Genomic DNA, 24737 nt, shown 5'->3' on the forward strand with positions numbered 1-24737 from the left:
TCGAAAGTTGAAAGGTGATGGAGGACGCACCTCTATCACCCATCAACTTTCAACGATCGACCTTTATTCCTCGTCGGGGAGGTCGGCGTTGCTGTAGACGTTCTGAACGTCGTCGAGGTCCTCGAGGGCGTCGATCAGGGTCATGAGTTTCTTCGCGTCGTCGCTGTTCACGGCGACGGTGTTGCTGGGGATCATGGTGATCTGGGCGCTCTCGATGGCGAACCCGGCGGCGGTCAGGGCGTCCTGCACGGCGTACAGGTCGGCGGGCCCGGTGCTGATTTCCAGGCCCTCGTCGGATTCCTGGATGTCCTCGGCGCCGTGTTCGATGGCGGTTTCCTGCGCCTGTTCGCTGGTGTCGGTGAGCAGCAGGACGCCTTTCTTCTCGAACTGCCACGCCACGCTGCCGCTGGTGCCGAGGCTGCCGCCGCGTTTGTTGAACACGGCGCGGATGTCGGCGACGGTGCGGTTGACGTTGTCGGTCAGCGTCTCGATGAAGATGGCGGTGCCGCCGGGGCCGTAGCCCTCGTAGGTCTGTTCCTTGTAGTCGGCCGCGCCCTCGCCCGCGCCGACGGCGCGTTTGATGGCGTTGTCGATGTTGTCCACGGGGACGGTGGCGGCCTTCGCGGCGGCGATGGCGTTTTTCAGGCTGAGGTTCCCGGCGGGGTCGCCGGTGCCGCCGGAACGGACGGCGGCCTGAATGGCGCGGATGTGTTTGCTGTACATCGCGCTGCGTTTACTGTCGTTGGCACCCTTCTTGCGCTTGATCTGAGACCACTTGCTGTGACCGGCCATGTTCAACGTCTCCTTGCGTGAAACTGCGCCCACTCGGTAGGTCGGGGGCGCGTGCAGGGAGCATTCTAGCGCAGGGGTGCGCGGGGCCGCCTTCAGCCGTCCTCGTCGGTGGGTTCCTGGGCCGGGTGGTCTCTGGGCAGGAACCGGGCGTGGCTGTCGGTGGGGGAGAGGTTCTCCCGGTCCCCGGCGTGCGGGCCGGTGTCCAGGCCGCTGATCAGCACCTCGCCCGCCGGTGCGGACGCTGGGGGCGTGGGGGCCGTCCCGTCAGGTTGGGTCATGCCCCGTAGCGTACGCCCGCGCCGGAGGGGTGCGGGTGTGGGGACGCTCAAGGGTCAGCCGGGACGGCGCGGCCGGGTCACGTGTGCATGGCGCTGCGGCCGGGTCACGTGCGCATGACGCTGCGGCCGGGTCACATGCGCATGACGCTGCGGTCCCCGATGACCATCTGCAGTCCGGTGTCGCTGGGCGCCGTGACGAGCGCGTGGCGGCCGATCAGGCTGCGGTGGATGGGCCGGGTGGGGTGCAGGACGCGCGCGAACTCGTCGATCAGCGTGCCGGTCACCTGGGCGCTGTCCACGCGGGCGTGCGCGCCCACACTCACGAACGGCCCGAGGGTCGCGCCGCGCACCACGGCGTGCGGCCCGATCCACACCGGGCCCTGGATGACGCTGTCCTCGACCAGCGCGCCCGCCTCGATCACGACCGGGCCGCTGACGGTGCTGCGTTCCACCCGGCCGTCCACTCGGGGCCGCAGCTGCGCGAGGTAATGGGTGTTCGCGCTCAGCAGATCGTCGGGCGCGCCCGCGTCACTCCAGAAGCCCTTGAACTCCACGGCGCGCACCTGCCCGCCGCGCGCGAGGAGCGCCGTGAGGGCCTGCGGGAACTCGATCTCGCCGCGGGTGCTGTGCGGCAGGTCCTCCAGGATGTCGATCAGGGCGGGTTTGAAGCTGAACACGCCGCACGCGGCGAGGTTGCTCTCGGGCGTGCGGGGTTTCTCCACGAGCCGCAGCAGGCGCCCGGTCTTCACGACCGCCACGCCGTACGCCTGCGGGTTCGGGACTTCCTTCACGCCGATCGCGGCGTCCCCGTAGCGCAGGGCGCTCAGCATGGGCGTCAGGCTGTCCTCGAAGAGGTTGTCGCCCAGGTACAGCAGCGTCGGGCTGCCCTCCAGGAAATGCCGGGCGGTCAGGACGGCGTGCCCGGTGCCGAGCGGATCGTACTGCCGGATGAACGTCAGGTGCCCGCTGTGCTGCGTGGCGTCGCGCAGGTCCTGCTCGCTGGACGGGCTGGTCACGATCCCGATGTCCTGCACGCCCGCGTCCCGCAGCGCCTGCACGGCCCGCGCGATGATCGGCACGCCCGCGACCGGCACGGCGTGCTTGGGGCGCGTGGCGCTGATCGGCAGCAGGCGACTGCCGCGGCCGGCGGCCAGGATCAACCCTTTCACGGGTGACTCCGGCGGCGGGGCAGGGCGGGGGCGGCGGTCATGGGGTGTGGGGGGAGTATAGGGGTCCGGGGCCGCGCCGCGTGACCGCAGGTGCCGCCGCGCCCCGGTGAGGGGCGGTGCACGCCGGGCATCAGCGGGTCAGGGCGTCGTTCAGCGCCTCGGCGAAGGCGTCCTCGTCGTCCAGCCAGGGGTAATGCCCGGCGTCGAGGACCGTCACGTCCGCGTCGGCGAGGTCCGCGACCCACTGCACCTGTTCGGGGTAGCTGGTGCGGTCGTGCGCGCCGGTGATCACGAACACCGGTCGGCGCAGTTCGGTCAGGAACTGCGGGTACTCGAATTCCCACAGGCCCTGGTTCACGAGCGCCTCCTGCACCTCGCCGCCGCCGATCAGTTGCCCCTCGGCGTCCGCGAATTCCAGGCGCATGCGGCTGGCCTGATCCCGGAACTGCAGGGCGTTCAGCAGGTCGCGGGCGTTCAGCAGCGCGAACGCCGCCTCGATACGCGCGCCGCCCACGGGCGGGTGCTCGCCCTCGGGCGTGGCGGCGCGCAGGTCGTCGGCGGGATCCGTGAAGGCCACGCCGCGCCGCGCGCTGGCTTCCTCCAGCAGCGTGCGGGCCAGGTCGGGGAAGTGCACCCAGGGGTTCACGGCGATCACGCGCGCCGTGCGGGTCGGATGACGCCGGGCGTACTCCAGCGCCACGAGCGCGCCGAAACCGTGCCCCAGCGGGATGATCTGCTCGGCCCCCAGGAAGTCCCGCAGGGCCTCCACGTCGCCCACCAGGGTGTCGAGGTCCAGGGTGTCGGCGCCCTGCTCGGTGTCCTCCAGCGGGCCGCTGCGCCCCGAGCCGCGCTGGTCGAGGTACACGACCGGGCGCTCGATGCGCTCGCCGAACAGCGCCTGGAAGGAGTAGCTGTTGTACCCGGGGCCGCCGTGCAGGAACACGACCGGCGGCTCGGTGGTCGGGTCGCCCTGCACCTCGAAGTGCAGGTCCGCGCCGTTCAGATGCTCGAAGTGAACGTCCCCGTCCCCGAAGTCCGTGAAGTCGTGATCGTCTGCGTTCAGGCCCGTCATGCGCGCCATTCTAGGGGCCGGGCGCGGCGGCGCGGCGGATGCAGGGCACGGTTGCGCGCCACGTGCGGCATGCACGACCCTGTGCGCATGACCCCATCCGATTCCTCCTCGCCGCCGGGCGATCCCGGCGTGCAGGGCATCGCCTTCACCCTGGAGGGCGTGGACGGCCCCACCTTCTCGCAGATCCTGCGCGACCTGCGGACCGACCCGGCGTTCGCGCGGCCCCTGCAGGTGCAGGCGCAGCCTCCGCAGTCCGGGCGCAGCGCCCGCCTGACGCTGGTCTTCCACCCCGCCGACCGGGAGCTGGCGCTCGGGGCCATGCAGCGCCTGAAGACGGTGCTCCTGCGCTACGGCGTTCAGGTGGACACCGTGCACGTCCCGGGAGTCTGACGGGCTGTTAATGAACCATAAACAGCGGCATTTGCCCAACTGGACACCGCGCACCCTACGATGGGCCGCAAGTACAGAGGCGCACTTTGGCCCCCGCGCCGCGCAAGGCCCCCGCCCCGGGAGCCCCGAGCGCCCCGACAGCCGGGGCTGAGGAGACGAGACAGTCACATGGAGCAACGCATTCTGCTGATCGAGGACAACCCGGACATCACCCGCGTGGTGCAGTACGAACTGGAACAGGCCGGGTACCGCGTGCTGGCCGCCCCCGACGGCGTGACCGGCCTGACCGCCGCCCGCGAGCACACCCCGGATCTGGTCATCCTGGACCTGGGCCTGCCGGACTTCGACGGCGCGGAGATCGCCCGCCGCCTGCGAAAGACCAGCAGCGTGCCGATCATCATCCTGACCGCCATGGACGCCGTGGACCGCAAGGTGAACCTGCTCGAAGCGGGCGCGGACGACTACATGACCAAGCCCTTCCACCCGGAAGAACTCGTGGCGCGCGTGAAGGTCCAGCTGCGGCACCAGCAGCACGGCGAGGTCATCAGCATCGGCCCGCTGGAGATCCACCCGCAGAAACGCCTGTGCCATTACAACGGCCACGAGGTGCGCCTGTCCCCGAAGGAATTCGACCTGCTGACCTTCCTGGCCCGCCAGCCGGGCCGCGTGTACTCCCGCCAGGAGATCGAGCGCGAGGTCTGGAACGGCGAACTGCCCAGCAACAGCAACGTCGTGGACGTGCACATGGCGAACATGCGCGCCAAGCTGCGCGACCTCGACGGGTACGGCATCATCCGCACCGTGCGCGGCATCGGGTACGCCCTGAAGACCCCCTGACCTTCTCAGGTCCCGGGCCTGTCTCTGCGCCAGTCGTGGAGGCAGGCCCGTCGCCGTCTTGCCTGAACCATGAACGTCCCCTGACACTGCCCTCATCAGCGGAGGAGGGAGGCTGCGGCATCCTGATCGTCATACCGGGGGAGTACGCCGCCCGCACAGGGAGCACCTGATCGTCAGTCCGGAACCCAAAGGGAACCCGGTCAGGAGCAGCAAAAGGCCAGACCCGGCAGTCGCCACCACGTGCGCGCTGCCGGTCTTCATGCATTGAGCCGCGCCGCACGGGTGGACCCCGGAGGTTCCCCGTGGAGATCCTGATGACCCCCTGGCTCGGCACACCCGCCTGGATGTGGCTGATGTTCCTGACCGTCGTGGCCGCGCTGCTCGCCTTCGACCTGGGCGTCCTGACGCGCCGCCGCGCCCGCCGCGCCGCCGAGCAGGGCGAGGAGCAGACGATCAGCGTCGCCAGCAGCCTGAAACTGAGTGCCTTCTACATCGTCCTGGCGCTGATCTTCGGCGCGTGGATCTGGTCCACGCTGGGTGCCGAGAGCGGCATGGCGTACCTGACCGGCTTCGCCGTCGAGAAGGCCCTGGCGCTCGACAACGTGTTCGTGATCAGCATCATCTTCGCGGCGCTGGCCATCCCCCGGCACCTCCAGCACCGCGTGCTGTTCTGGGGCATCCTGGGCGTCATCGTCCTGCGCGGCATCATGATCGGTCTGGGCGCGGCGCTCGTCACGCAGTTCGACTGGATCATGTGGATTTTCGGCGCGTTCCTGCTGCTGACCGGCGTGAAACTGCTGTTCACGAAGGGCGGCCACGACCAGGCGCCCGACCTGGACCGCCACCCGGTCGTGCGGGCCCTGCGGCGCGTCATGCCGATCAGTCCCCGCCTGGACGGGCAGAAGTTCCTGACCCGCCAGCCCGACGCGCAGGGTCGCGTCCGGGTGCACGCCACGCCGCTGCTGCTGGCCCTGCTGATGGTCGAGTTCGCGGATCTGGTGTTCGCCGTGGACAGCATCCCCGCGATCTTCGCGATCACGCAGGACCCGTTCATCGTGTACACCAGCAACATCTTCGCGATCCTGGGCCTGCGCGCCCTGTACTTCGCGCTGGACGCGCTGATTCACCGCTTCAGCGCCCTGAAGCCCGCGCTGGCGCTGGTGCTGGTGTTCATCGGCGGCAAGATCTTCTACAACCAGTTCTACGGCAAGCTCGACCCGGCCATCAGCCTGGGCGTGACCCTGGCGATCCTCGCGGGCGGCGTGCTCGTCAGCCTCTGGCGCACCCGTGGCGCCGCCCAGGCCGCCGACTGATGCAGGGCGCACAGCAGGGCTGGAGGATGGGGGCAACGTTCATCCTCCAGCTCCGGTTTTCCCTTACCCGCCCTGGAGGTACAGGAACGCCTCGGGCAGCGCCTCGCGCCACGTCACCCAGTTGTGCCCGCTGGGGTACTCGCGGTACTGATGCTCCAGGCCCAGGTCCGCGAACAGGGCCGCCATGCGGCGGTTCGGGCCGGTCAGCCACTCCAGCGTCCCGGTGTCCAGGCTGGTCGTCAGGTGCGTGGGCGGATTCGCGAGCAGTTCGTCCAGCAGACACTCCCCGGCGGTGGTCGTGTCGATCACCCCGTCCCGGGTCGCGCCGGGCCGCGCGATGAACGCCCCGCTGTGCGCCGCCACGCGACTGAACAGCTCCGGGTGCCGCGCGCCCAGGAACAGGCTGATCAGGCCGCCCAGGCTCGCGCCCCACAGGCCCCGCACGGACGCCGTGACCAGTTCGCCCTCCACGCGCGGCATGACCTCGGTCGTCAGGAACTCCAGGTAGCGGGGGTTCAGGTAGTACTCCTCGTTCCGGTCGCCCGGCTCCACGAACGCAAACGCCGCGCCCGGCGCCAGCCCGGCCTCCACGGCGCGGTCCATCACGTCCCCCAGCTTCCCCGTGCGGTAGAACGCCACGCCGTCCTGCACGTAGTACACCGGCAGCGGCCCGCCCGCGTACCCGTGCGGGGTGTACACGATCACCCGGCGCGTCCCGGGAAACACCGTGCCCTCCCAGGTCAGGCGGTGCGCCGTGCCCTTCAGGGTCGCGTCCGGCGCCTGCCACAGCGGGTGCCGCGCGTACTCGCCCACCACTGCCGCGCGCGGGTACGGCCACCACGGATTCAGCGACCGCTGCGCGTTGTCCGGGTCCGCGAACGCCTCACCCGCCGCGTCCACCCACGCGTACTCCACCCACGCCCCGCGCGGCAGCCTCAGGCGCAGCGGCGCGCCGTCCACCACCGGGATCGGCTCCCGCTTGCGCCAGTCCGTCACGTCCCCGATCAGCCCTGCGGCACCTGCCGGAGGCGAGAACGTCACCCACTGCCCATCCACCGAAACAGCCATGCCCGCAAGTGTACGGCGAGGGGGTTGTAGGCAGTGGGTTGTGGGCAGTGGAGTCGTGCGTGATGGAGGTGACACGTCGGCCCTGACAGCGGTTTCCAGTTCCATTGAAGGGCCAACACCACGCCCTTCAATTCCACTTCCAACCGCTGGTGTTGTCAGGTGCTCGCTCCGCTCGTTCAGGAGTATTGAAGGGCACCTTCAATACTCCTGAATTCTGCTTTGACTTGCACACCAAAGGAAGCGGGCCGACGTGTCATGCACGCCAGCCCACTCCCCACTGCCTACTCCCCAATCACTCGCTGCGGTCGGGCGCGGCGGGCGTCACGAGCCCCTGGGTGCTGCTGTAACTGCGGTACTGGTCGCGCAGCTCACGCTTAAGGATCTTGCCGGTCGCGCCGATGGGGATGCTGTCGGTCAGGACGGTCGCGTCGGGCAGCCACCACTTCGCGAAGCGCGGCGCGATGAAGCTGATCAGTTCGTCGTGCGTGACGCTCTGGCCGGGCCTGGGCGTCACGACGGCCAGTGGGCGCTCGTCCCACTTGGGGTCGTCCATGGCGATCACGGCGCACAGGTTCACGGCCGGGTGGGCCATGATCGCGTTTTCCAAGTCCACCGAGCTGATCCACTCGCCGCCGCTCTTGATCAGGTCCTTGGCGCGGTCCTGGATGTGCATGTATCCGCGGTCGTCCAGCGTGGCGATGTCGCCCGTGTCGAACCACTGCTGGCCGTCCAGGTCGAAGAAGTTGCTCTGGCCCTCGCCCTTGAAGTAGCTGCTGGCCACCCACGGCCCGCGGATGATCAGGCGGCCCATGGTCTTCCCGTCGTGCGGAAGGCGCTGGCCCTGGTCGTCCAGCACGTCCAGTTCGATCAGCGGCACGGTGCGGCCCTGCTTGGCGCGCAGGGCGAAGCCCTCGTCGCTGCTGGGGTCCACGCCGTGCGGGACGCCGCTGGCGGTGCCCAGGGGGTGCGTCTCGGTCATGCCCCAGGCCTGCAGCAGCGCCAGATTGTGGCGGGTCTGGAAGGCGCGGATCATCGCCTCGGGCGCGGCGCTGCCCCCCACGATCAGGCGTTCCAGGCCGCCCAGTTCGTACGGCTGCCCGGCCTGCGCGGCGCGGTCCAGTTCGGCCAGCAGGCCCATCCAGATGGTGGGCACGCCCGCCGTGATCGTCACCGCCTCGTCCTGAAGGAGCGTCGCGACGCTGCGGCCGTCCGCGAACACCCCGGCGTACACCTGCTTGGCGCCGTACATCGCGCAGGTGTACGGTAGGCCCCACGCGTTCACGTGGAACATCGGCACGATCGGCAGGACACTGTCGGCCTCACCGACGTTCAGGGCGTCCTTCGGGGCGCTGGCCAGCGAGTGCAGCACCGTGCTGCGGTGCGTGTACACGACGCCCTTGGGGTTGCCGGTCGTGCCGCTCGTGTAGCACATGGCGGCCGCGTCCCGCTCGTCCAGGTCGGGGTAGCGGGTCAGGGCCTCGCTCTCCTGCACGAAGGTGTCGTAGTCCTGCACGCCCGGCAGCGGGATGGGCTGCGGCGTGGGCCCCAGCACCAGGATGTGCTCCAGCTGCGGGCACGCGGCCTTCAGGGCGGGGATCATCGCGGCGAACACGTTCTCGATGAGCAGCACGCGGTCCTCGGCGTGGTTCAGGATCCAGGCGATCTGCTCGGGGTGCAGGCGGATGTTCACGGTGTGCAGCACCAGCCCCGCGCTGGGCACGCCCAGGTACGCCTCCAGGTGCCGGAAGGAGTTCACGGCCAGCGTCGCCACCCGGTCCCCCTTCCCGAGGCCCAGGCCCAGCAGGCCCCCCGCGAGGCGCCGGGCGCGGTCGGCGACCTGCCCGTACGTGGTGCGGTGCTTGTGCGGCACGGGATTGCCCTGCTCGTCGCGCCCCGCCACGAGGAGACTGACGACCTCGCGGCTGGCGTACTGCGTGCGGATGCGTTCCAGAATGGTCGGCACGGTCAGTTGAACGTCCATCATGTTGCCCTGCATGAACACCTCCGTGATGCGCCCGAGAACGCGGTGACAGGTTCACCGCCGGGCCCACCGGTTCACTGTGAATGCCGGAAGTATAGGCAAAATTGAACCCGGCTCAGTCAGCAGGCCCACGGGGTGCCACGAACGGGGCGGCGGCTCCGGCGACCGTCCATGTCCGTGACCCGTACCCTGGCCCCCCGCCTCCGGGGTGCCCCTGCGGCGCTGCCCGGACCACCGAGTCGGCGTTCTCGGGCTACTGGCCCAGCAGGTACAGTTCGAGGATCTGCACGGCGGCCGCCTCGTCCTCGTCCTGCGCGCCGAGGTCGCGGGCGCGGCGGGTGGTGAAGCGTTCGTCCTGGTAGATCACGCGGTAGCCCTTCTCGGTCAGGACGCGCCCGAAGGCCTGCACGCGGTCCGCGCTGGGACTCTGCGCGCCGTCGGTCCGCAGCGGCAGCCCCAGCACGAGCTGCTGCGCGCCGGTCTCCTCGACCTTCAGCCGCACGGCCTTCAGGTCCAGTGGGAGGCGCTTGCGGTCCACGCTGCCGCGCCCGAAGGCGAGCCGCCCGGCGCTGACCGCGAAGCCGATGCGGTGCTTGCTGACGTCCAGCGCCAGCGTGACCGGCACGGTGGTCGGCGCTGGACCCTGCGCGTCGTCGGGGGTGGGAGCGCTCATGCGCCGGAGTGTAGCAAACGGCCCCCGGCGGCCAAACGCGCGTTAGGCTGATGGGCATGAGCGAAGCCGTGATCACCGAAACCACCCAGGCCGGGGTGCGCACCCTGACCCTGAACCGCCCGGACAAACTGAACGCCGCGAACGACGCCCTGCTGCTGGCCCTGACGGACGCCCTGCGCCGCGCCGACGCGGAGGACAGCGTGCGCGTGGTCGTCATCACCGGGGCCGGGCGGGGCTTCTGCGCCGGGCAGGACCTCGGGGACGTGTCGGGCCGCGACATGACCTTCACCGAGCACCTGAACCACACCTACAACCCCCTGATCCGCACCATCCGTAGGCTGAACAAACCCGTGATCAGCGCCGTGAACGGCGTCGCGGCGGGCGCCGGGGCCAGCCTCGCCCTGGCCGGGGACATCCGGTTGTGGGCGCAGGGCGCCAGCCTGATCGAGGTGTTCTCGAACATCGCGCTGGTGCCGGACTCGGGCAGCACGTGGTTCCTGCCGCGCCTCGTCGGGTACCACCGCGCCTTCGAACTCATGGCGCTGGCCGAACGCGTCCGCGCCGACGACGCGCTGCGCCTGTGCCTGTGCGAACAGGTCTTCCCCGACGACACCTTCCGCGCGGACGTGCAGGCCTACGCCGAACGCCTCGCCGCGCGGCCCGCGAACGCCCTGAAGCTGACCAAGCAGGCACTGGTGTTCGCGCAGACCAGCACCCTGGACGAGGCCCTGGATCAGGAGGCCGCGCTGCAACAGATCGCCGGGGACCACTGGGAACACGAGGAAGGCGTGACGGCCTTCAAGGAAAAACGCCCCGCGCAGTTCGTGCGGGACGCGAAGTAAGGGGGAAGTGGGGAGGAGGGAGTGGGTGGGGTCTTCGCGCGGACGCTGCTGACCATCACCCATCACCCGGTCACTTCTCCAGCGGGTCGGGGTTGCGGCTGGCGGCCTTGCCTTCCTCGATCATGTTGTCGTGGCGGGCCATGCTGTCGCGCGCGGCCTCGTTGCCCATGCTGGCGGTGGCGTCGCCGGGAACGATCTTCTCGTCGCTGTGCTGCACGGTCGGGTCGGGCGTGGTGGGTGTGCGGTCGTCGCTCATGTGGACCTCCGGGGTCTGGGTGGGGTGGGGGACGCTGGCGGGCACGGTGGGTTCCGTGCGGGCCGGGCTGGACGTGAACGTGGGCCAGTTGCTGCCCGCGGCGGGCGCGACGGGGGTGGTGACGGGGGCCGTGGGCGCCGCCGGCGTGACGGAGGACGGGGCTGGCGTCGTCGCCGCGGGCGCGCCCGGGGTCGTGGCGGGCTCGTCGTGTTCGCCGAGTTCCTCGATCAGGCGTTCACGGGCGCGGATCTCCTCCTCGACGCGGCGGATGTCGTCCTGCACGCCTCTCAGGACGTCCTGGTCGGCCCCGGCGTGGTACGAGCGGCCCAGGCGGCCGTACAGCGCGTCGAGTTCACGGCCCAGGCTGAAGATCTCCACGCGCAGCCGCGTGGTGGACGCGACCTCCTCGCCGCGGCGCTGTACCCGCTCGGCGCCCTTCTTCACGGTGCTGAGAATGTTGTCGAGCATGCCCACCAGTCTGCACCGCCGCGCGGGCGGCAGGGGTGAGGCCCGGCTTGGGTGTCCCTCCACCTTCTGCCAACCTGCGCGTTGCTAGAGTGGACGCATCATGAACGCCGCCGAGACCAGAGCGCTGCTGGGCGCCCTGCGCGCCGCCCACGCCCGGGGCCAGCGCGCCGCGATCGCCACTGTCGTGGGCGTGCGGGGCAGCGCCTACCGCCGCGAGGGCACCCGCATGCTGATCCTCGACGACGGCGCGCAGGTGTGCATGCTGTCCGGCGGCTGCCTGGAGGCCGAGGTGGTCGAGGTCGCGCTGGACGTGATCCGCACCGGCGACAGCGCCCTGACGCACTACGACCTGTCGGAGGACGCCACCTGGGGCCTGGGGATCGGCTGCGGCGGCAGCGTGGACGTCCGCGTGGAACGCGTGGACCCGGACGACCCGGTCACGGCGGCGTGGCTGGGGGCGCTGGAGTCCGGGCAGAAGGCCGCGCTGATCGTGCCCCTGAGCCCCGGCGCGGGGCGCCTGCTGGTCACCCCGGACGGGGCGGCGCTGGGGGACCTGCGGGCCGACCTGCGGCCCTTCGCGCTGGCCGCCGCCCGCGAGCGCCTGACGCACCTGGAACCGCGCGCCGCGACCCTGACCGCACCGGACGGCTCGGCGGTGTTCGTGGACGTCAGCACCCCGCCGCCGCAGCTCGTGCTGTACGGCGCCGGGCACGACGCCATACCCCTGGCGGCGCAGGCGCACGCGCTGGGCTACGACGTGCACGTCATCGACCCGCGCGGCGCGTACCTCACGCCCGGCCGCTTTCCCGGCGCGACCCTGCACGCCCTGGCCCCCGAGGATCTGGGCGCCTTCACGCCGGGCGAGCGGGCGCACCTGATCGTCATGAACCACCACATCGACCGCGACCGGGTGTGCCTCGCGCACGCGCTGCAGTCCGGCGCGCCGTACGTGGGCGTGCTGGGGCCGCGCAGCCGCGCGCTGGACCTCCTGAGCGCCCTGGACGCAGAGGGGGTGACCTTCACGCCCACGCAACTGTCACGCCTGCGCTCCCCGATCGGCCTGCGCCTGGGCGCCGAGGCCCCCGAGGAGGTCGCGCTGAGCATCCTGGCGGAACTCATGGCGTGGCGGCGCGGGTACGACGGATCGTTCCTCAGCGGGCACGCGGGCCGCATCCACCACGAACCCACGCACCCGGTCACGCCGCCCCTGGATGCCGGGCCGGAACCCGTCACCGGCGCGGGAACGTCCCCCACGCGGTAAACACCCTGCCCGCCGGGGGGCTGCTGTACTGCGGCATGACCCGCACAACCAGTGACACCACCCCCGAACTGGAGCTGTCCACGGAGACGTTGCCCACCGAGGACCTGCCGGTCACGGACCTCAGCGACCTGCGGCCCGACGCGCCCATCCTCGCGCCCATCTTCCGGGAGTTCGGGGGCCGCCCGCGCTTCAACGGTCCGGCCGTCACCCTGCGCGTGCCCGGCCACAACCCGCTGGTGCGCGAGGTGCTCGGTCAGCCCGGCGAGGGCCGCGTGCTCGTCGTGGACGGCGGCGGGAACCTGGACTGCGCGCTGCTGGGCGGGGAACTGGGCGAACTGGCGGTCGCGGGGGGCTGGGCGGGCGTGATCGTGAACGGCTGCGTGCGCGACACCAGCGAACTGGCGCAGTTGAACCTCGGCGTGCGCGCCCTGGCCGCCCACCCGCGCCGCAGCGGCAAGGAGCGCCTCGGTGAACGCGACGTCCCCGTCAGCTTCGCGGGCGTGACCATCCACCCTGGCGACGCCGTCCACGCCGACGAGGACGGCATCCTGATCCTCCCCGCCTGACGGGGACACCCGGGGGCGCGCCACGCGGTACGCTGCCGGGCATGACCGCCCCCGACCCCACCCCGCGTCCCGAGGCGCCGCCCCGCCGCCGCCCACTGTGGGTGGCCGCCGGGTTCCTGCTGACCGGACTGGGCGTGCTGGGCCTGCTGCTCCCCGGCTTCCCCGGCACCGTGTGGTTCGTGCTGGCCGCCGCCGCGTTCTCACGGGGCGACCCCCGCTGGGAGGCTTGGCTGCTCTCCCGCCCCGTCGTGGGCGCGCTGGTGCGCGACTACCGCGCGGGGCTGGGCATGCCGCTGCGGGCCAAGTGGATCGCCTGCACCTGCATCGCGGTGGCGGTGGCGTTCAGCCTGCCGCGCATTCCCGTCCTGATCGGACAGGTCGCGTGGGTGCTGGTGGGACTGGCGGGCGTGGCGTACATCACCATGAAGATTCCCACGCGCCGCGACCCGCCCCGCGGCGCGTAGACTCGGCGCATGCTTCAGGGTGTCCTCGCCCGGCTGGACGACGCCGGGAACCACGTGCCGCGCTTCACCGCGCCCCGCTGCCTCCTCGAACGGCAGGCGGTGGGCGGCTGCGACGCCTGCCATACCACCTGCCCTCACGACGCCATCACGTTCGGCATGCTGGGCAGCAGCATCCAGATCGACCCGGACCTCTGCACCGGCTGCGGCCTGTGCGTGCAGGTCTGCCCCAGCGGCGCCCTGGAATACAACCTCGAACCGGCCCTCCAGAGCGTGCGTGACCAGCAGGACCTCGCGCAGCGCGCCGCGCCGGACGCCAGCCTCACCTGCGCCCGCAGCGGCGCCGGCGGCCCCAGCCTGCCGTGCCTGGGCCGCGTCACCCCGGCCCTGCTGTCCGCCGCCGGTGCGTGGGGCGCGCCCCTGGCCCTCATCCACGGGGACTGCGCCGCGTGCCCCGTCGGCGCTCCCGACGTGCCCGAACGGCTGGAACGCGTGCTGGACACCGCGCAGGCCCTGCGCGCCCCCACCCGGAAACCCGCGCAGGTCACCGTCCGCCCCGCCACGCCGGAGGACGCCAGTCGCTCCCTGACCGTCTCGCGGCGCGGCGCGTTCGGCGCCCTGTTCCGCGTGGGCAAGCAGCACCTCGCGCAGGGCATCCCCGAGAGTCCCCTCCCGTTCGTGGACTGGAGCGTCCCCGAGGACCGCACCCCCCAGGAATGGACGTGGCGCGCCCGCAGCCTCAAACCCACCCCGCCCGAGGGCGCCGCCATCCCCTGGCCCGCGCCGCTCGTGGACGACACCTGCATCGACTGCCCCGTCTGCGCCAACGTCTGCCCGACCGACGCCATCACCCGCGACCTGCAACCCGACGGCGGCGTGCACCTCCTGCTGAACCTCGGCGCCTGCACCGGCTGCATGGCCTGCCTGCACTCCTGCCCCCCACAGGCCATCCACGCCCAGACCCACTGGCGCCCCGCCGCGTTCACCGCGCCCCTGCTGCTGCGCGAGAGCGACAGCGTGATGTGAAGGGGGGAAGTGGGTTGTGGGGAGTGGGTGGCCTTGACGCGGGCGGGTGCGCCACACAGATGCTGTTGACCATCAACCATCAGCCATCAGCCATCAGCCATCAACGGAGAACGCCGCCCCAGGTCACCCGGGGCGGCGTTCTGGGGCGCTGTTCAGTCGGCGGCGGGGACGAGTTCCGCCTCTCGCTGCGTGACGTGCGCCCCGAGGCCCTGGAGGCGCTCGGCGAGGCGTTCGTAGCCGCGGTTGAGGTACTGCACGCCGTCGATGACGGTGTCCCCCTCGCAGGTGAGGCCCGCGATGAACAGCGCCGCGCCCGCGCGCAGGTCGGCGGCCTTCACGGGCGCGGAACGCAGCGCGCCGCCCTGGATGATCTGCGTGTACCCGCTGACCGTGATGGTCGCGCCCATGCGGTGCAGTTCGGCCACGTGCGTCAGGCGGTCGGGGTACACGGGGTCCTGCACGACGCTGGTGCCGGGAATGGTGGCCAGCAGCGCGCTCATCTGGGGTTGCAGGTCGGTGGGGAAGCCCGGGTAGCTCTGGGTGGTGATGTTCACGGGCTTCAGGTCGCGCCCCCTGGCGTCCACCGTGACGCTCAGGCCGTCCTCGGTGACGTCGGCGCCGATCTCCTGCAGCTTGCCGATCACGGCGCGCAGGTGGTCGGTGCGGACGTTGTTCACGGTGAAGCGGCTGCGGGTCGCGGCGGCCAGCAGCATGAACGTCCCGGCCTCGATGCGGTCGGGAATCACGCGGTACTCCCCGCCGCGCAGCGCCGCGACGCCCCGGATGGTCAGGGTGTGCGTGCCCGCCCCCTGGATATCGGCGCCCAGGTGGTTCAGGAACTCGATGAGTTCCACGACGTCCGTGTCGATGCTGGCGTTCTCCAGCGTGACCACGCCGTCACCGAGGGTGGCGGCCAGGATGGCGTTGTGCGTGCCGCCCACTGTGAGCAGTTCGAAGATGAACTGCCCGCTGAGGCTGCCCGTGCGCTGCGCGTCGAAGTTACCGTTGTCCTCGTGCACGTCCACGCCCAGGGCACGCAGCGCCTTGACGTGCTGGTCGACCGGGCGGGGCCCCCAGGCGCAGCCGCCGGGCATGGACACGGTGGCGCGCCCGGCGCGGGCCAGGATGGCGCCCATCACGATGAAACTGGCGCGCATCTTGCTGACCAGCGCGTAGGGCGCGTCGGTATGCAGGATCTCCGGGGTGTGCAGCTCCAGGCTGTTCTCGCCCACCCAGGCGTGGTGCGTGCCCAGGTGCGCCATGAGGTCCAGGATGGTGCGGACGTCGCTCAGGCGCGGCACGCCGTGCAGCGTGACCTTCTCGCGGGTCAGCAGGGTGGCGACGATGACGGGCAGCGCGGCGTTCTTGCTGCCCTGAACGGTGATCTGGCCGCTCAGTGGGCGGCCGCCCTGGACGTGCAGTGGGGTCAGGTGCATCTTGGTTCCTTTCAGCAGGCGGGCCGCGCCGGGCGCGCCGTGGGGGTCGGTGGAGTGGGCCGGACAGTGCGCGGCATGGGTGCATGTTACACATCTTGCTCACCGGTCGTCCATACTGACCATACAGGCCACCCCGGCACGCTGGATGAGCGGCGGGGTGCGCCTGGAGTCACGTGCGGCTCATGTTGAGGGGCCTTCGGGGAGCGTGCTACGCTGCCCGCACGGACTCGGCCACACCACTGCCGCCCCCCGCGGCGGCGCGGCGTGGCCCCGTTTCAGGAGAGGCATGCCCAAGAAGGAACGCAAACGGCTCCAGGTGGTGATCAGCGACGAGCAGGACGCCCTGCTGACCCGCACCGCCTACGAACTGTCCAGCCCCGAACGCCTGATCAGCAAGAGCGAGGTCGTCCGGCTGGCCATCGAGAAGATCGCCCGCGAACTCGGCGAGGGCGAGAACCTCGAACAGTACCGCTCCATCCTCGAACACGACTCCGTCGCCGACGACACCTGACCCCGGCAGGCCGCGCCACGCCCAGGGACCCCCGGGCGGCGCGGCCCAGCCGCGTGACAAGGGCTCCGAGTGAATGGCTGACAAAGCCACTGGGTTCGAGCGGACTCGCAGAGCTGCGCAGCAGAGCGAGTGGGAGAACAACGGGTTCCGATCTGTTCAAGAAACAAACGGCATCCGTATGATACGGTTTCCGTTTGTTTCTTGAACAGATCGGAAAATCACCGATCTGCCAACTCCACGCCCGGAAACCGTTTTTCTCCTCCTCGCTCCGCTCGGGTTGAAAGTTTTTGCAAACCTTTCAACCGGAATCCGTATGACATGGGCGCAGGAGCGTGTGGCCGCGGTAAACAACCGCTGTCAGGTGTCCGCTCTGCCCGATTCGGCGGGCCTGAAGGACTCCCTCAGGACCTCTGAATGCTGCCAGCGGTGCTCCGGGGAGAGATCGCGCTTGGGGTGGTCAGCGGGCGGGCGCCAGGGCGTTCAGGCCCAGCACGCGCCGCGCCCCGACGAACCGCGGCCCCCAGTACCGGTCGGCACGCAGGCGATCCACCGTCACGCGCCCCTGGTACGAGTTCGCGCTGATGAACTGATCCTCGCCCAGGTAGATGCCCACGTGCGAGACGCGTCCGGCGCCCTCGGTATCGAAGAACACCAGATCGCCCGCCTCCAGCGCGTCGCCCGGAACGGCCAGCCCCGCGCGGGCCTGCTCGGCGCTCGTGCGGGGCAGGGTCACGCCCAGCGGCGTGAACACCTGCAGCACCAGACCGCTGCAGTCTGTCCCGGCGCGGGTCACGCCGCCGAACACGTACGGGGTGTTCAGCAGGCTCAGCGCGGCGGTCCGCCAGTCGCCCGCCAGGGTGGGCGCCCCCCCCGGAGCCTGACCGGGCAGGGACTGCCCCGACTGAGCCTGAGCGACCTGGGGCGGACTGCTCTGGGTCTGCGAGCGCGGCATGGGACTGACCGGCTGGAGGACCGGCGTGACCTGCGCGGGGCTGACCGGCTGGAAGGGCGACGCGCCGGCCGGTGCTGCCGCTGGCGCCGGGGTGGGGGAGAGCGGCGCCGCGAGCGCACCCGCCGGGAGGGTCAGGACCTGCCCGGCCCGCAGGGACGCGCCGGGTGTCAGGCCGCTGGCGGCACTCAGGGCGTCCACCGTCACGCCGAACCGGCGCGCCAGGGCGTACAGCGTGTCGCCGGGCTGCACCGCATACGTGACGGGCAGGAGGCGCAGGCGCAGCACCTGCCCCACCCGCAGCTCTGGGCTGCTCAGGCCGTTCAGGGCCAGCAGCTCCGCGACGCTCAGGCCCGCGCGGCGGGCCAGACTGAACGCCGTGTCGCCCGGCTGCACCGTGACGGTGTCCGGCCCGCCCGTTACGGCCAGGGGCGCCGAGGTGGCGTCCGTGAAGACCGCCTGAGCGTCCGCGCCGCCCACGAGGAGCGCGCCGAGCAGCAGACAGACGGGCAGGGAGCGGAAATCAGGCATGAGAACAGGGCGCACCGTGAGAAACCGGTGAACAGCAGCGGGAACTCCGCGCACCGTAACACGCCCCCCCCGGGCCTGCAAGACCACCCCCGCCGACCGGCCCGCCCCCCGGGCGCAGTCCCGCCAGTGGGAACGCCCACATGGGCCGGGCCAGGCGCGGGCGTATGGTGGGCGGGTGATCGCCCGCACCCAGGCGTGGGGCGCGCGCACCTTCAGCGCCCTGCGACACCCCCACTACCGCCGCTACTGGTTCTCGCAGCTGCTCTCCCTGGTCGGCTCGTGGATGCAGGCCACCGCGCAGCAGTACCTCGTGCTGGAACTGTCCGGCGGCAGCAGCGCCGCGCTGGGCTGGGTGACGGTCGCGCAGTTCCTGCCCAGCCTGCTGCTCTCGCTGTTCGCCGGGGCCGTGATCGACCGCGTCCCGCGCCGCCGCGTGCTGCTCGCCACGCAGCTGACCCTGCTGGTCACCGCCACCGCACTGGCCGTCACCACGCATCTGGGCGCCGTCACTCTGCCGCTCGTCATGCTGATCGCGTTCATCAGTGGCACCGCGAACGCCTTCGACATGCCCGCCCGCCAGAGCATGGTCGTGGACTTCGTGCCCCGCAGCGACGTCCCGAACGCCGTGGCGCTGAACAGCCTGTCGTTCAACGTGAGCCGCACGCTGGGTCAGGCGCTGTTCGGCGTGGTCGCCGCGCTGGGCGTCACGCTGCTCGCGGGCGGCAACAGCGAGAATATCTCGCGGCTGGCGCTGCCCTTCTACCTGAACGTCGCGTCGTTCTTCGTGGTGCTGTACGTGATCGCCACGCTGCCCTTCCCGGCCCGCGACTTCGGGCCGCGCGGCAGCATGCTCGGCGACGTGAAAGAAGGCCTGCGCTACGTGCGCGCCACGCCCGCCGTGCGCAACGTCATGCTGCTCGTCGGCGCCCTGAGCCTCACCATCATCAACTTCAACGTGATCATCCCCTACTACGCCCGCGTGGTCTTCGGCGCGCGCGAGGCGACCTTCGGCGCGCTGTCCGCCGCGTTCGGCATCGGCGCGATGGCCGGCGCACTCTGGCAGGCCAGCCGCCCCAACCCCCTGCGCAACCTGCGCCTCGGCGCGCTCATCCTGATCGCCAGCGCCGTCCTGCTGGCCCTCACCCCCGGCCCCACCCTGGCCTTCCCGGTCCTCGCCGCGTGCGGGTTCGGCATGCTCAGCCTGCTCGTCAGCGCCAACAGCACCGTGCAGCTCACCATCCCCGACGCGCTGCGCGGCCGCGTCATGAGCCTGTACTCCTTCGTGCTCGTCGGCATGGGCCCCCCCGGCGCCCTGATCGCCAGCACCCTGATCAGCCGCGACTGGATCCTCGGCCCCCGCGCGGGCCTGATCACCCTGGCCGCCCTGGGCCTGATCGCCGTGCTGCTCCTGTGGACGCGCCTGCCCCGCCAGCTCGACAAACCCGCCGGAGACGACTGATACGGATTCCGTTTGTTTCATTGACAGACCGGAACACCACCGATCTGTCAACTCCACGTCCGGAACCCGTTTTTCTCCTCCTCGCGTCCGCTCGGGTTGAAAGGTTGGCCAACCTTTCAACCGGAGTCCGTATGACACAGACGGAATCCGTATGACACAGACGGAATCCGTATGACACGACTCGCGGGTCCGGCCTGAGAGGCAGGGTCGGTGAGGACCCGGTAGGCCACTGGGCCCATGCGCGCCGGACCTCATGCCGGATACAACCGGGTATGAACGTCCACACCGCCGCGCGACTGGCCGGAGTAGTCCTGGCGGCGCCCATCCACGGTCACCGGGTCCTGATGTCGCGACCTGACCGACTGGCACTCCAGGTGACCACCACTGGAGGCCGGTTCGTCCTCAAGCTGGAGGAGGCCGGAGATGGCCTGACCCGCGAGGTGGCCGCGCGGACGTTCCTGCGGGCGCGAGGCTTTCCCGTGGCGGCGCCCGTGGCCCGTGGCGCTGACGGCTGGACATGGTTGCTGCTGCCGTGGGTGGACGGACTGCCCCTGACAGGCGAGAGTCCCCTGGCGGCCCAGCGGGCTGCAGGCGCGCTGCTCGCCCGGCTGCATGCCGTGCCCGGCGAGCGGCCCCCACCGCAGCAGCAGACCTGGGACGCCTGGATGCTGGGCTGGCTGCGGCACGCCCTGACGTACTGGCTGGGCACCGGGCTGGCCCCGCAGGACGCCGCCGGACGGCTGAGCCGCTGGTGGCGGACCATGGAGCCGCTGCTGGCCTCACGGGGGCGACAGACCATCCTGTTCGACGGAAAGCCCGAACACCTGCTGGTGACAGGCGACGATCAGGTCGCGCTGATCGACGTGGAGGACCTGCGCTCGGGTGACGGCCTGATGGATCTCGCCGTGATCGCCCTGCACGAGCCCGCCACGCTGCCGGGCGTGCTGCCGGGTACGCGACCCTGAACGCGCAGGAGGACACGCTGGTGGCGTTCTACATCCTGCTGCGTGCCCTCGCGGCGGCCGAATGGGACGAGACCCGGCTGGGGGGGCGGCAGCGGGACCGCTTGCTTCAGGTGGCGGCCCGGTCCCTCCCCGCCTGAGCACCGGCCAATCTGCCCGCGCCTGCCAGCGGAGGTCCGTCCGCCCACGCGGAACCCTGAACGCGGTGTAAGGACCGCGCGGGCGGCAGGCTGGTATCCTGCGCGCATGGCTTCAGACCGCAATCCTGACACGTCGCACGCGCTGACCTGGGCGCTGATCGTGATTGCCCTGGGCGCGATCATCGGGATTGGCACCGCCGCCGCCCTGCTGGCCCGCAAGGACCGCCCGCTGCCCGACGATCCCGACGCGCCGCTGTTCATCTGAGCGCGGCACCTGAACGGGGCACCCCTCTACGTCAGAGGTGGTGCCCCGCTGGCATTCGTGGGTTCTAGAACGGCCAGATGCGCGGGATGATCAGCAGCGACACCACGAAGGTCAGCAGGGTCAGGCCCGCGCCGACCCGCACGAAATCCAGGAAGGTGTAGCGGCCCGGGCCGTACACGAGCATGCAGGACGGTTCCAGCGGCGTGATGAAGGAGTTGCTGGCCGCGACCGTGATCCCGATGATGAACGGCCGGGGGTCGTAGCCCAGCGCCTTGGCAGTGCCGATGGCCAGGGGCAGCATGACGAGGGCCGCCGCCTGGTTGCTCATGGGTTGCGTCAGGGCGACCGTCACCACGAACAGCGCCGCGAGCAGCCCGTACGGTCCGAGGGGTTCCAGCACGCCGGACAGCGCGCCGGTCAGGACCTTCGCGGCGCCGGTCGTCTCGAACGCCGTGCCGAAGGCCAGCATGCAGGCCACGAGCACGATGACCGGCCACTCGACCGCGCCGTACGCCTCCTCGGGGGTGATCAGGCGCAGCGCGAGACTCAGGGCGACGGCGACCACGACCGCCACGCCCAGCGGCACGACGCCCAGCCCGCCCAGCAGCACCGCGCCCGCGAACAGCAGCACGGCCAGCGGGGCGCGTTTCAGGTCGCTCTGGCGTTCGGTCAGGTCGCCCAGCACGACCAGATGGTCGCCCAGCGCGTCGATGCGTTCGGCGCCGCCCTGCACGAGCAGCACGTCCCCGACCTGCACCCGCAGGCGGCCCAGCCGCTCGACCTGCCGGGCGCGGCGGTGCAGGGCCAGCACGGACGCCCCGTAGCGTTCGCGGAAGCGGGCCTCGCGCAGCGTACGGCCCAGCAGCGGCGACCCGGGCATCACGACCACCTCGACCAGCCGAACGTCCCCGCCGGTCTGGAGTTTCTGCTCGCTCTTGCTGACGATGCCCAGCGTGTTCTTCCCGGCCAGGATGCGCTCGGTGGGTCCCTCGACGGTCAGGGTGTCGCCCTCCAGCAGCCGGAAGCTGGCGGGCGGGGCGTACACGGTGTCCTCGCCGCGGCGCACCGCGACGACGGTCAGGCCGTGGTCGCGGCCCAGGCCGCTTTCCCGCAGCGTGACGCCCTCCAGCGCGCTGCCGGGCGCGACGGTCAGGTCCGCGAGGTACGCGCGCAGCGAGTCCTCCAGCTGCGCGTCCCGCGCGGGCAGCAGGCGCGGCGCGACGAAGAACAGGTACGCCAGCCCCATGATCGCCACCGGGACGCCCACCCAGGCCAGTTCGAAGAAACCCAGCGGTTTCTGCCCCGTGGCGGGCAGCGCCCCGGACACCACGAGGTTCGTGCTCGTGCCGATCAGGGTGATCGTGCCGCCCAGGATGCTCGCGAACGCCAGCGGCATCAGCGCGCGGCTGGCGGGAATCCCCGCGCGCCGCGCCATGCCCGCCACGACCGGCAGGAACACGGCGGTGGTGGCGGTGTTGCTCGTGAAGGCGCTGACGCCCGCCACGGTGCCCAGCAGCGCCCGCAGGGTGCCCGTCGCGCTGCGCGAGCGGCGGGCCAGCGCCGCGCCGATCCACTCGATCACCCCGGCGCGCAGCAGCACCCGCGTCAGGATGAACAGCGACGCCAGCGTGAGCACCGTGTCACTGCCGAAGCCCGCGAAGGCCTCCCTGGGCTTCAGCAGGCCGAACAGCAGCAGCGCCGAGAGCAGGCCGAGCGCCGTGACGTCCACCGGGAGCCACTCGGTGGCGAACAGCACCAGCGCGACCACGAACAGGATCAGGATCAGCGTGACGGGATCCACGTCAGCGCCCCCGCAGGCGTGACGGGAGGAGCGGACAGGGCAGAGGGGTCATCGCCCCCGATCATGCGGGCCGCGCCGGGTGGCCCGCATGAAGGTCTCTTTAATCCGCCTTGGCCGCGCCCAGCGCCAATCGCGTCAGCGCGCCCCGCAGGACCGCCACCGCGCGGTCGTACTCGGCCAGATCCAGCCGCTCCTCGGGCGTGTGGTCCAGCGCGCTGTCCCCCGGACCGTACGCCAGGGTCGGGACCGGCCAGTGGGCGGCGACCACGTTCATGTCGCTCGTGCCGGTCTTCACCTTGAACACCGGACTCCCGCCCTGCTCGCGGATCGCCACGCGGAACGCCCGCGTCAGCGCGTTGTCCTTGGGGTGCCGCACCGCCGTCTCGTGCCCCACGAAGGTCAGCTCCAGGCCATCCAGGTCGGCCAGCGCCGCGCGGATCTCGTCTTCGGCCTGCGCGGGACTCACACTGACCGGCAGGCGCAGCCCGAAGGTGCCCCACGCCCGCTGGTGCAGCCCGTCCGTGCCCGCCCCCAGGTCCTGAATGGTGGCCTGCACGCCGCCGAACACGCCGCCCGACTCCCCGGCCCCCGCCGCCCAGGCGCGCACGCGGAACCACGCCTCGGTCAGGTCGTCCCCGGCGCTGCTGCCGTCCCCGGCGGTGTGGAAGTTCTCCTTGACCGCCTGCGCCTTCACGACCAGCCGCCCCTTGTACCCCAGGGTCAGGCCCTCCCAGGCGCTCGGCTCGCCGATCAGGACCACGTCCGGCGTCAGCACCGTGCGGATGTGGCGCGCGCCCCGGCTGCTGGGCGCCTCCTCCTCGGTCGCACAGATCACCACGAACCGCGCCGCCGCCAGCGCCTCGTCCGGCAGGGTCGCCACGGCTGCCATGAACGCGCACAGCGGCCCCTTGGCGTCCACGCTGCCGCGCCCGTGCAGCACGCCCGCGTCGTCCACCCGCACGGGAATCTCGCCCGGCACGGTGTCCATGTGGCCCAGCAGCGCCACCGTCAGCGGCCCGCGCCCCCGCTCGCCCACCGCGTTCCCGGCCTCGTCCACGCGGGCCTCGAAGCCGCGCGCGGCCATCCAGCCCTGCAGGAACGCCGCGACCTCGGCCTCCTGCCCGGACAGCGAGGGGATCTCCACCGCGCGGATCAGCAGGTCACGGGCGTCCTGCACGGCACCGTCAGTCAACGTCCATCACGCCGGAGCCGTCCCCGACCGCGTGTGCGAGGCTGACGAGCAGGCGCGCGATGTCCGCGAGGCTCACCAGGGCGATCGTGCCCACGCCGCCCGCCAGCAGCGTCCACAGGCCCGCCGTCCGCTCGCCGCCCGTGAACTGGAAGACCGCCAGCGCCACCGCGCCCAGGAAGAGCACCACACCCAGCACCCGCAGGCGCCCAGGCAGGCCCGAGGCGAGGTCCGCCTGCCGCGCCAGGGTCGCCGCCGCGCCCGCCGAACCCCGCAGGGTCGGGGCCACCGGGGTCACCGTGGCCGCCGTGACCGGCGCCGGGGGGGCCGAGGTGGTGGCCGGGGCGGGCGCGGGCCGGGCCTCCGGGGCCCTGCTCAGGTCGGGTCCCTTCGGGTCGGGCCGGGTGGGGGAGAACGCCGACGAGGAGATCACGACCGGCGTGGGCGCGGGCCGCTCCTGCACCGCCGGGGCCGGGGCGTCCGGCACCGGGGTGGGGGCCGGGTCGGTGTGCACCGGGGACTGGAGGACCTGCGGTTCGGGCGCGTGCGCGGGCTGCGGGGCCGGACGCTGCGGTTCCGGCTGCGGCTCGGCCGTTCGGGGCGCCGGTGTCGCGGCCCGGGCAGGAGCGGGCGCGGGGGTGGGCGCCGGGGCGAAGGTCTTCGCGGCGTCCGGCTGCGGCAGCGGCGAGGTCGGCTGCTCCTTGGCTCGGGCGGTCGCGTCGCGCACCCCGCCGAAGAAGGTCTGCACCGCGCCCGGATCGAAGCCCAGCAGGCTGGCACTCAGGGCCGTCCCGGCGGGCGTCTCGACCCGCAGGGTGCCCTCCTGATCGCTGTGGATGCGGGTCAGGTCCCGCAGGGTCACGCGGCGCGTGCCGCCCGCATCCTGAAAGAGCAGCGTGTCGGGCGTCAGGACGAACAGGGCGTCCTCGCGCTCCAGGGCGCTCAGGGGGGCGTCGGTCAATCCAAGGTCACGCAGGGTCTGCGCGGCGCGGTCACTGGGCTGGGTCATGATCGGCTCCTTCCTCGGCGCCCGGAACGTCC

25 protein-coding genes are annotated in these 24737 nt (G+C 71.6%); 12 read left to right on the forward strand and 13 right to left on the reverse strand.

What is annotated here, in order from left to right; genetic code table 11:
- Nucleotides 1–63: 63 nt before the first annotated feature.
- The 4 genes from DEIGR_RS02685 to DEIGR_RS02700 form a co-directional block, all read right to left on the reverse strand.
- Nucleotides 64–792: a YebC/PmpR family DNA-binding transcriptional regulator gene (locus DEIGR_RS02685; protein WP_058978500.1), complete on the reverse strand. Its 729-nt coding sequence runs from the start codon at nt 790–792 to the stop codon at nt 64–66.
- Nucleotides 793–884: 92 nt separating this feature from the next.
- Complete coding sequence (locus DEIGR_RS02690) at nt 885–1070, reverse strand: hypothetical protein (protein ID WP_046843361.1); 186 nt, start codon at nt 1068–1070, stop codon at nt 885–887.
- Between the two features lie 131 nt (nt 1071–1201).
- Complete coding sequence (locus DEIGR_RS02695) at nt 1202–2239, reverse strand: sugar phosphate nucleotidyltransferase (protein WP_058975058.1); 1038 nt, start codon at nt 2237–2239, stop codon at nt 1202–1204.
- A gap of 130 nt (nt 2240–2369) precedes the next feature.
- Nucleotides 2370–3311 (reverse strand): alpha/beta fold hydrolase, encoded by a 942-nt coding sequence (locus DEIGR_RS02700; RefSeq protein WP_058975060.1) that lies wholly within the window; start codon nt 3309–3311, stop codon nt 2370–2372.
- A gap of 87 nt (nt 3312–3398) precedes the next feature.
- On the opposite strand from DEIGR_RS02700, the gene DEIGR_RS02705 reads away from it, so the two are divergent.
- From DEIGR_RS02705 to DEIGR_RS02715, 3 genes are all read left to right on the forward strand, one after another.
- Nucleotides 3399–3701 carry a hypothetical protein gene (locus DEIGR_RS02705; RefSeq protein ID WP_058975062.1) on the forward strand — a complete coding sequence of 101 codons (303 nt, stop codon included), beginning with the start codon at nt 3399–3401 and terminating at the stop codon, nt 3699–3701.
- 168 nt (nt 3702–3869) lie between these two features.
- Nucleotides 3870–4538 (forward strand): response regulator transcription factor, encoded by a 669-nt coding sequence (locus tag DEIGR_RS02710; protein WP_046843357.1) that lies wholly within the window; start codon nt 3870–3872, stop codon nt 4536–4538.
- Nucleotides 4539–4852: 314 nt separating this feature from the next.
- On the forward strand, nt 4853–5851 hold the full coding sequence (locus tag DEIGR_RS02715) for a TerC family protein (RefSeq protein ID WP_058978501.1): 999 nt from the start codon (nt 4853–4855) through the stop codon (nt 5849–5851).
- A gap of 63 nt (nt 5852–5914) precedes the next feature.
- Here DEIGR_RS02715 and DEIGR_RS02720 read toward each other — a convergent pair whose 3' ends face one another.
- The 3 genes from DEIGR_RS02720 to ruvX all read right to left on the reverse strand — a co-directional run bounded on the left by DEIGR_RS02720 (nt 5915) and on the right by ruvX (nt 9573).
- A complete protein-coding gene (locus DEIGR_RS02720) occupies nt 5915–6919 on the reverse strand; it encodes an alpha/beta hydrolase (RefSeq protein ID WP_058975064.1) in 1005 nt (334 codons plus the stop codon).
- Between the two features lie 292 nt (nt 6920–7211).
- The gene (locus DEIGR_RS02725) at nt 7212–8915 is read right to left on the reverse strand and encodes a long-chain fatty acid--CoA ligase (RefSeq protein ID WP_058978502.1); all 1704 of its coding nucleotides are present in this window, start codon (nt 8913–8915) and stop codon (nt 7212–7214) included.
- Nucleotides 8916–9153: 238 nt separating this feature from the next.
- A complete protein-coding gene (ruvX, locus tag DEIGR_RS02730) occupies nt 9154–9573 on the reverse strand; it encodes a Holliday junction resolvase RuvX (protein ID WP_058975067.1) in 420 nt (139 codons plus the stop codon).
- 56 nt (nt 9574–9629) lie between these two features.
- Between ruvX and DEIGR_RS02735 the strand changes: the two genes are divergently transcribed.
- On the forward strand, nt 9630–10415 hold the full coding sequence (locus DEIGR_RS02735) for an enoyl-CoA hydratase-related protein (RefSeq protein WP_058975069.1): 786 nt from the start codon (nt 9630–9632) through the stop codon (nt 10413–10415).
- Between the two features lie 70 nt (nt 10416–10485).
- On the opposite strand, the gene DEIGR_RS02740 is transcribed toward DEIGR_RS02735, so the two are convergent.
- A complete protein-coding gene (locus DEIGR_RS02740; RefSeq protein ID WP_058975071.1) occupies nt 10486–11139 on the reverse strand; it encodes a hypothetical protein in 654 nt (217 codons plus the stop codon).
- 100 nt (nt 11140–11239) lie between these two features.
- Here DEIGR_RS02740 and DEIGR_RS02745 point away from each other — a divergent pair, with 100 nt between their 5' ends.
- The 4 genes from DEIGR_RS02745 to DEIGR_RS02760 are packed head-to-tail and all read left to right on the forward strand — an operon-like array spanning nt 11240 to nt 14453.
- Nucleotides 11240–12400, forward strand: coding sequence for an XdhC family protein (locus tag DEIGR_RS02745; protein WP_058975073.1), 1161 nt, complete (start codon nt 11240–11242; stop codon nt 12398–12400).
- Nucleotides 12401–12435: 35 nt separating this feature from the next.
- Nucleotides 12436–12966 carry a ribonuclease E activity regulator RraA gene (rraA, locus tag DEIGR_RS02750; RefSeq protein WP_083523906.1) on the forward strand — a complete coding sequence of 177 codons (531 nt, stop codon included), beginning with the start codon at nt 12436–12438 and terminating at the stop codon, nt 12964–12966.
- A gap of 41 nt (nt 12967–13007) precedes the next feature.
- On the forward strand, nt 13008–13430 hold the full coding sequence (locus DEIGR_RS02755) for a YbaN family protein (RefSeq protein WP_058975075.1): 423 nt from the start codon (nt 13008–13010) through the stop codon (nt 13428–13430).
- Between the two features lie 9 nt (nt 13431–13439).
- The gene (locus DEIGR_RS02760; RefSeq protein WP_058975077.1) at nt 13440–14453 is read left to right on the forward strand and encodes a 4Fe-4S binding protein; all 1014 of its coding nucleotides are present in this window, start codon (nt 13440–13442) and stop codon (nt 14451–14453) included.
- 152 nt (nt 14454–14605) lie between these two features.
- Here the strand turns inward: DEIGR_RS02760 and murA are convergent, their stop codons facing one another.
- On the reverse strand, nt 14606–15889 hold the full coding sequence (gene murA, locus DEIGR_RS02765) for a UDP-N-acetylglucosamine 1-carboxyvinyltransferase (RefSeq protein ID WP_058975079.1): 1284 nt from the start codon (nt 15887–15889) through the stop codon (nt 14606–14608).
- Nucleotides 15890–16175: 286 nt separating this feature from the next.
- Here murA and DEIGR_RS02770 point away from each other — a divergent pair, with 286 nt between their 5' ends.
- On the forward strand, nt 16176–16400 hold the full coding sequence (locus DEIGR_RS02770) for a hypothetical protein (protein WP_046843349.1): 225 nt from the start codon (nt 16176–16178) through the stop codon (nt 16398–16400).
- 457 nt (nt 16401–16857) lie between these two features.
- Here DEIGR_RS02770 and DEIGR_RS02775 read toward each other — a convergent pair whose 3' ends face one another.
- Entirely contained in the window at nt 16858–17880 is a 1023-nt protein-coding gene (locus tag DEIGR_RS02775; protein WP_083523907.1) for a C40 family peptidase, read from the reverse strand.
- Nucleotides 17881–18055: 175 nt separating this feature from the next.
- On the opposite strand from DEIGR_RS02775, the gene DEIGR_RS02780 reads away from it, so the two are divergent.
- From DEIGR_RS02780 to DEIGR_RS21050, 3 genes are all read left to right on the forward strand, one after another.
- On the forward strand, nt 18056–19339 hold the full coding sequence (locus tag DEIGR_RS02780) for an MFS transporter (RefSeq protein WP_058975080.1): 1284 nt from the start codon (nt 18056–18058) through the stop codon (nt 19337–19339).
- Nucleotides 19340–19611: 272 nt separating this feature from the next.
- Complete coding sequence (locus DEIGR_RS02785) at nt 19612–20304, forward strand: aminoglycoside phosphotransferase family protein (protein ID WP_058975084.1); 693 nt, start codon at nt 19612–19614, stop codon at nt 20302–20304.
- Between the two features lie 243 nt (nt 20305–20547).
- The gene (locus tag DEIGR_RS21050) at nt 20548–20706 is read left to right on the forward strand and encodes a hypothetical protein (RefSeq protein ID WP_169796846.1); all 159 of its coding nucleotides are present in this window, start codon (nt 20548–20550) and stop codon (nt 20704–20706) included.
- 64 nt (nt 20707–20770) lie between these two features.
- Here the strand turns inward: DEIGR_RS21050 and DEIGR_RS02790 are convergent, their stop codons facing one another.
- The 3 genes from DEIGR_RS02790 to DEIGR_RS20750 all read right to left on the reverse strand — a co-directional run bounded on the left by DEIGR_RS02790 (nt 20771) and on the right by DEIGR_RS20750 (nt 24705).
- Nucleotides 20771–22507, reverse strand: coding sequence for an SLC13 family permease (locus DEIGR_RS02790; protein WP_058975087.1), 1737 nt, complete (start codon nt 22505–22507; stop codon nt 20771–20773).
- A gap of 100 nt (nt 22508–22607) precedes the next feature.
- Nucleotides 22608–23699 (reverse strand): [LysW]-lysine hydrolase, encoded by a 1092-nt coding sequence (locus DEIGR_RS02795; RefSeq protein ID WP_058975089.1) that lies wholly within the window; start codon nt 23697–23699, stop codon nt 22608–22610.
- Nucleotides 23692–24705, reverse strand: coding sequence for a hypothetical protein (locus DEIGR_RS20750; protein ID WP_058975091.1), 1014 nt, complete (start codon nt 24703–24705; stop codon nt 23692–23694). The genes DEIGR_RS02795 and DEIGR_RS20750 overlap by 8 nt, the downstream gene beginning before the upstream one ends.
- Nucleotides 24706–24737 lie beyond the last annotated feature (32 nt).

Source organism: Deinococcus grandis (assembly GCF_001485435.1).
Taxonomy (GTDB): Bacteria; Deinococcota; Deinococci; order Deinococcales; family Deinococcaceae; genus Deinococcus; species Deinococcus grandis.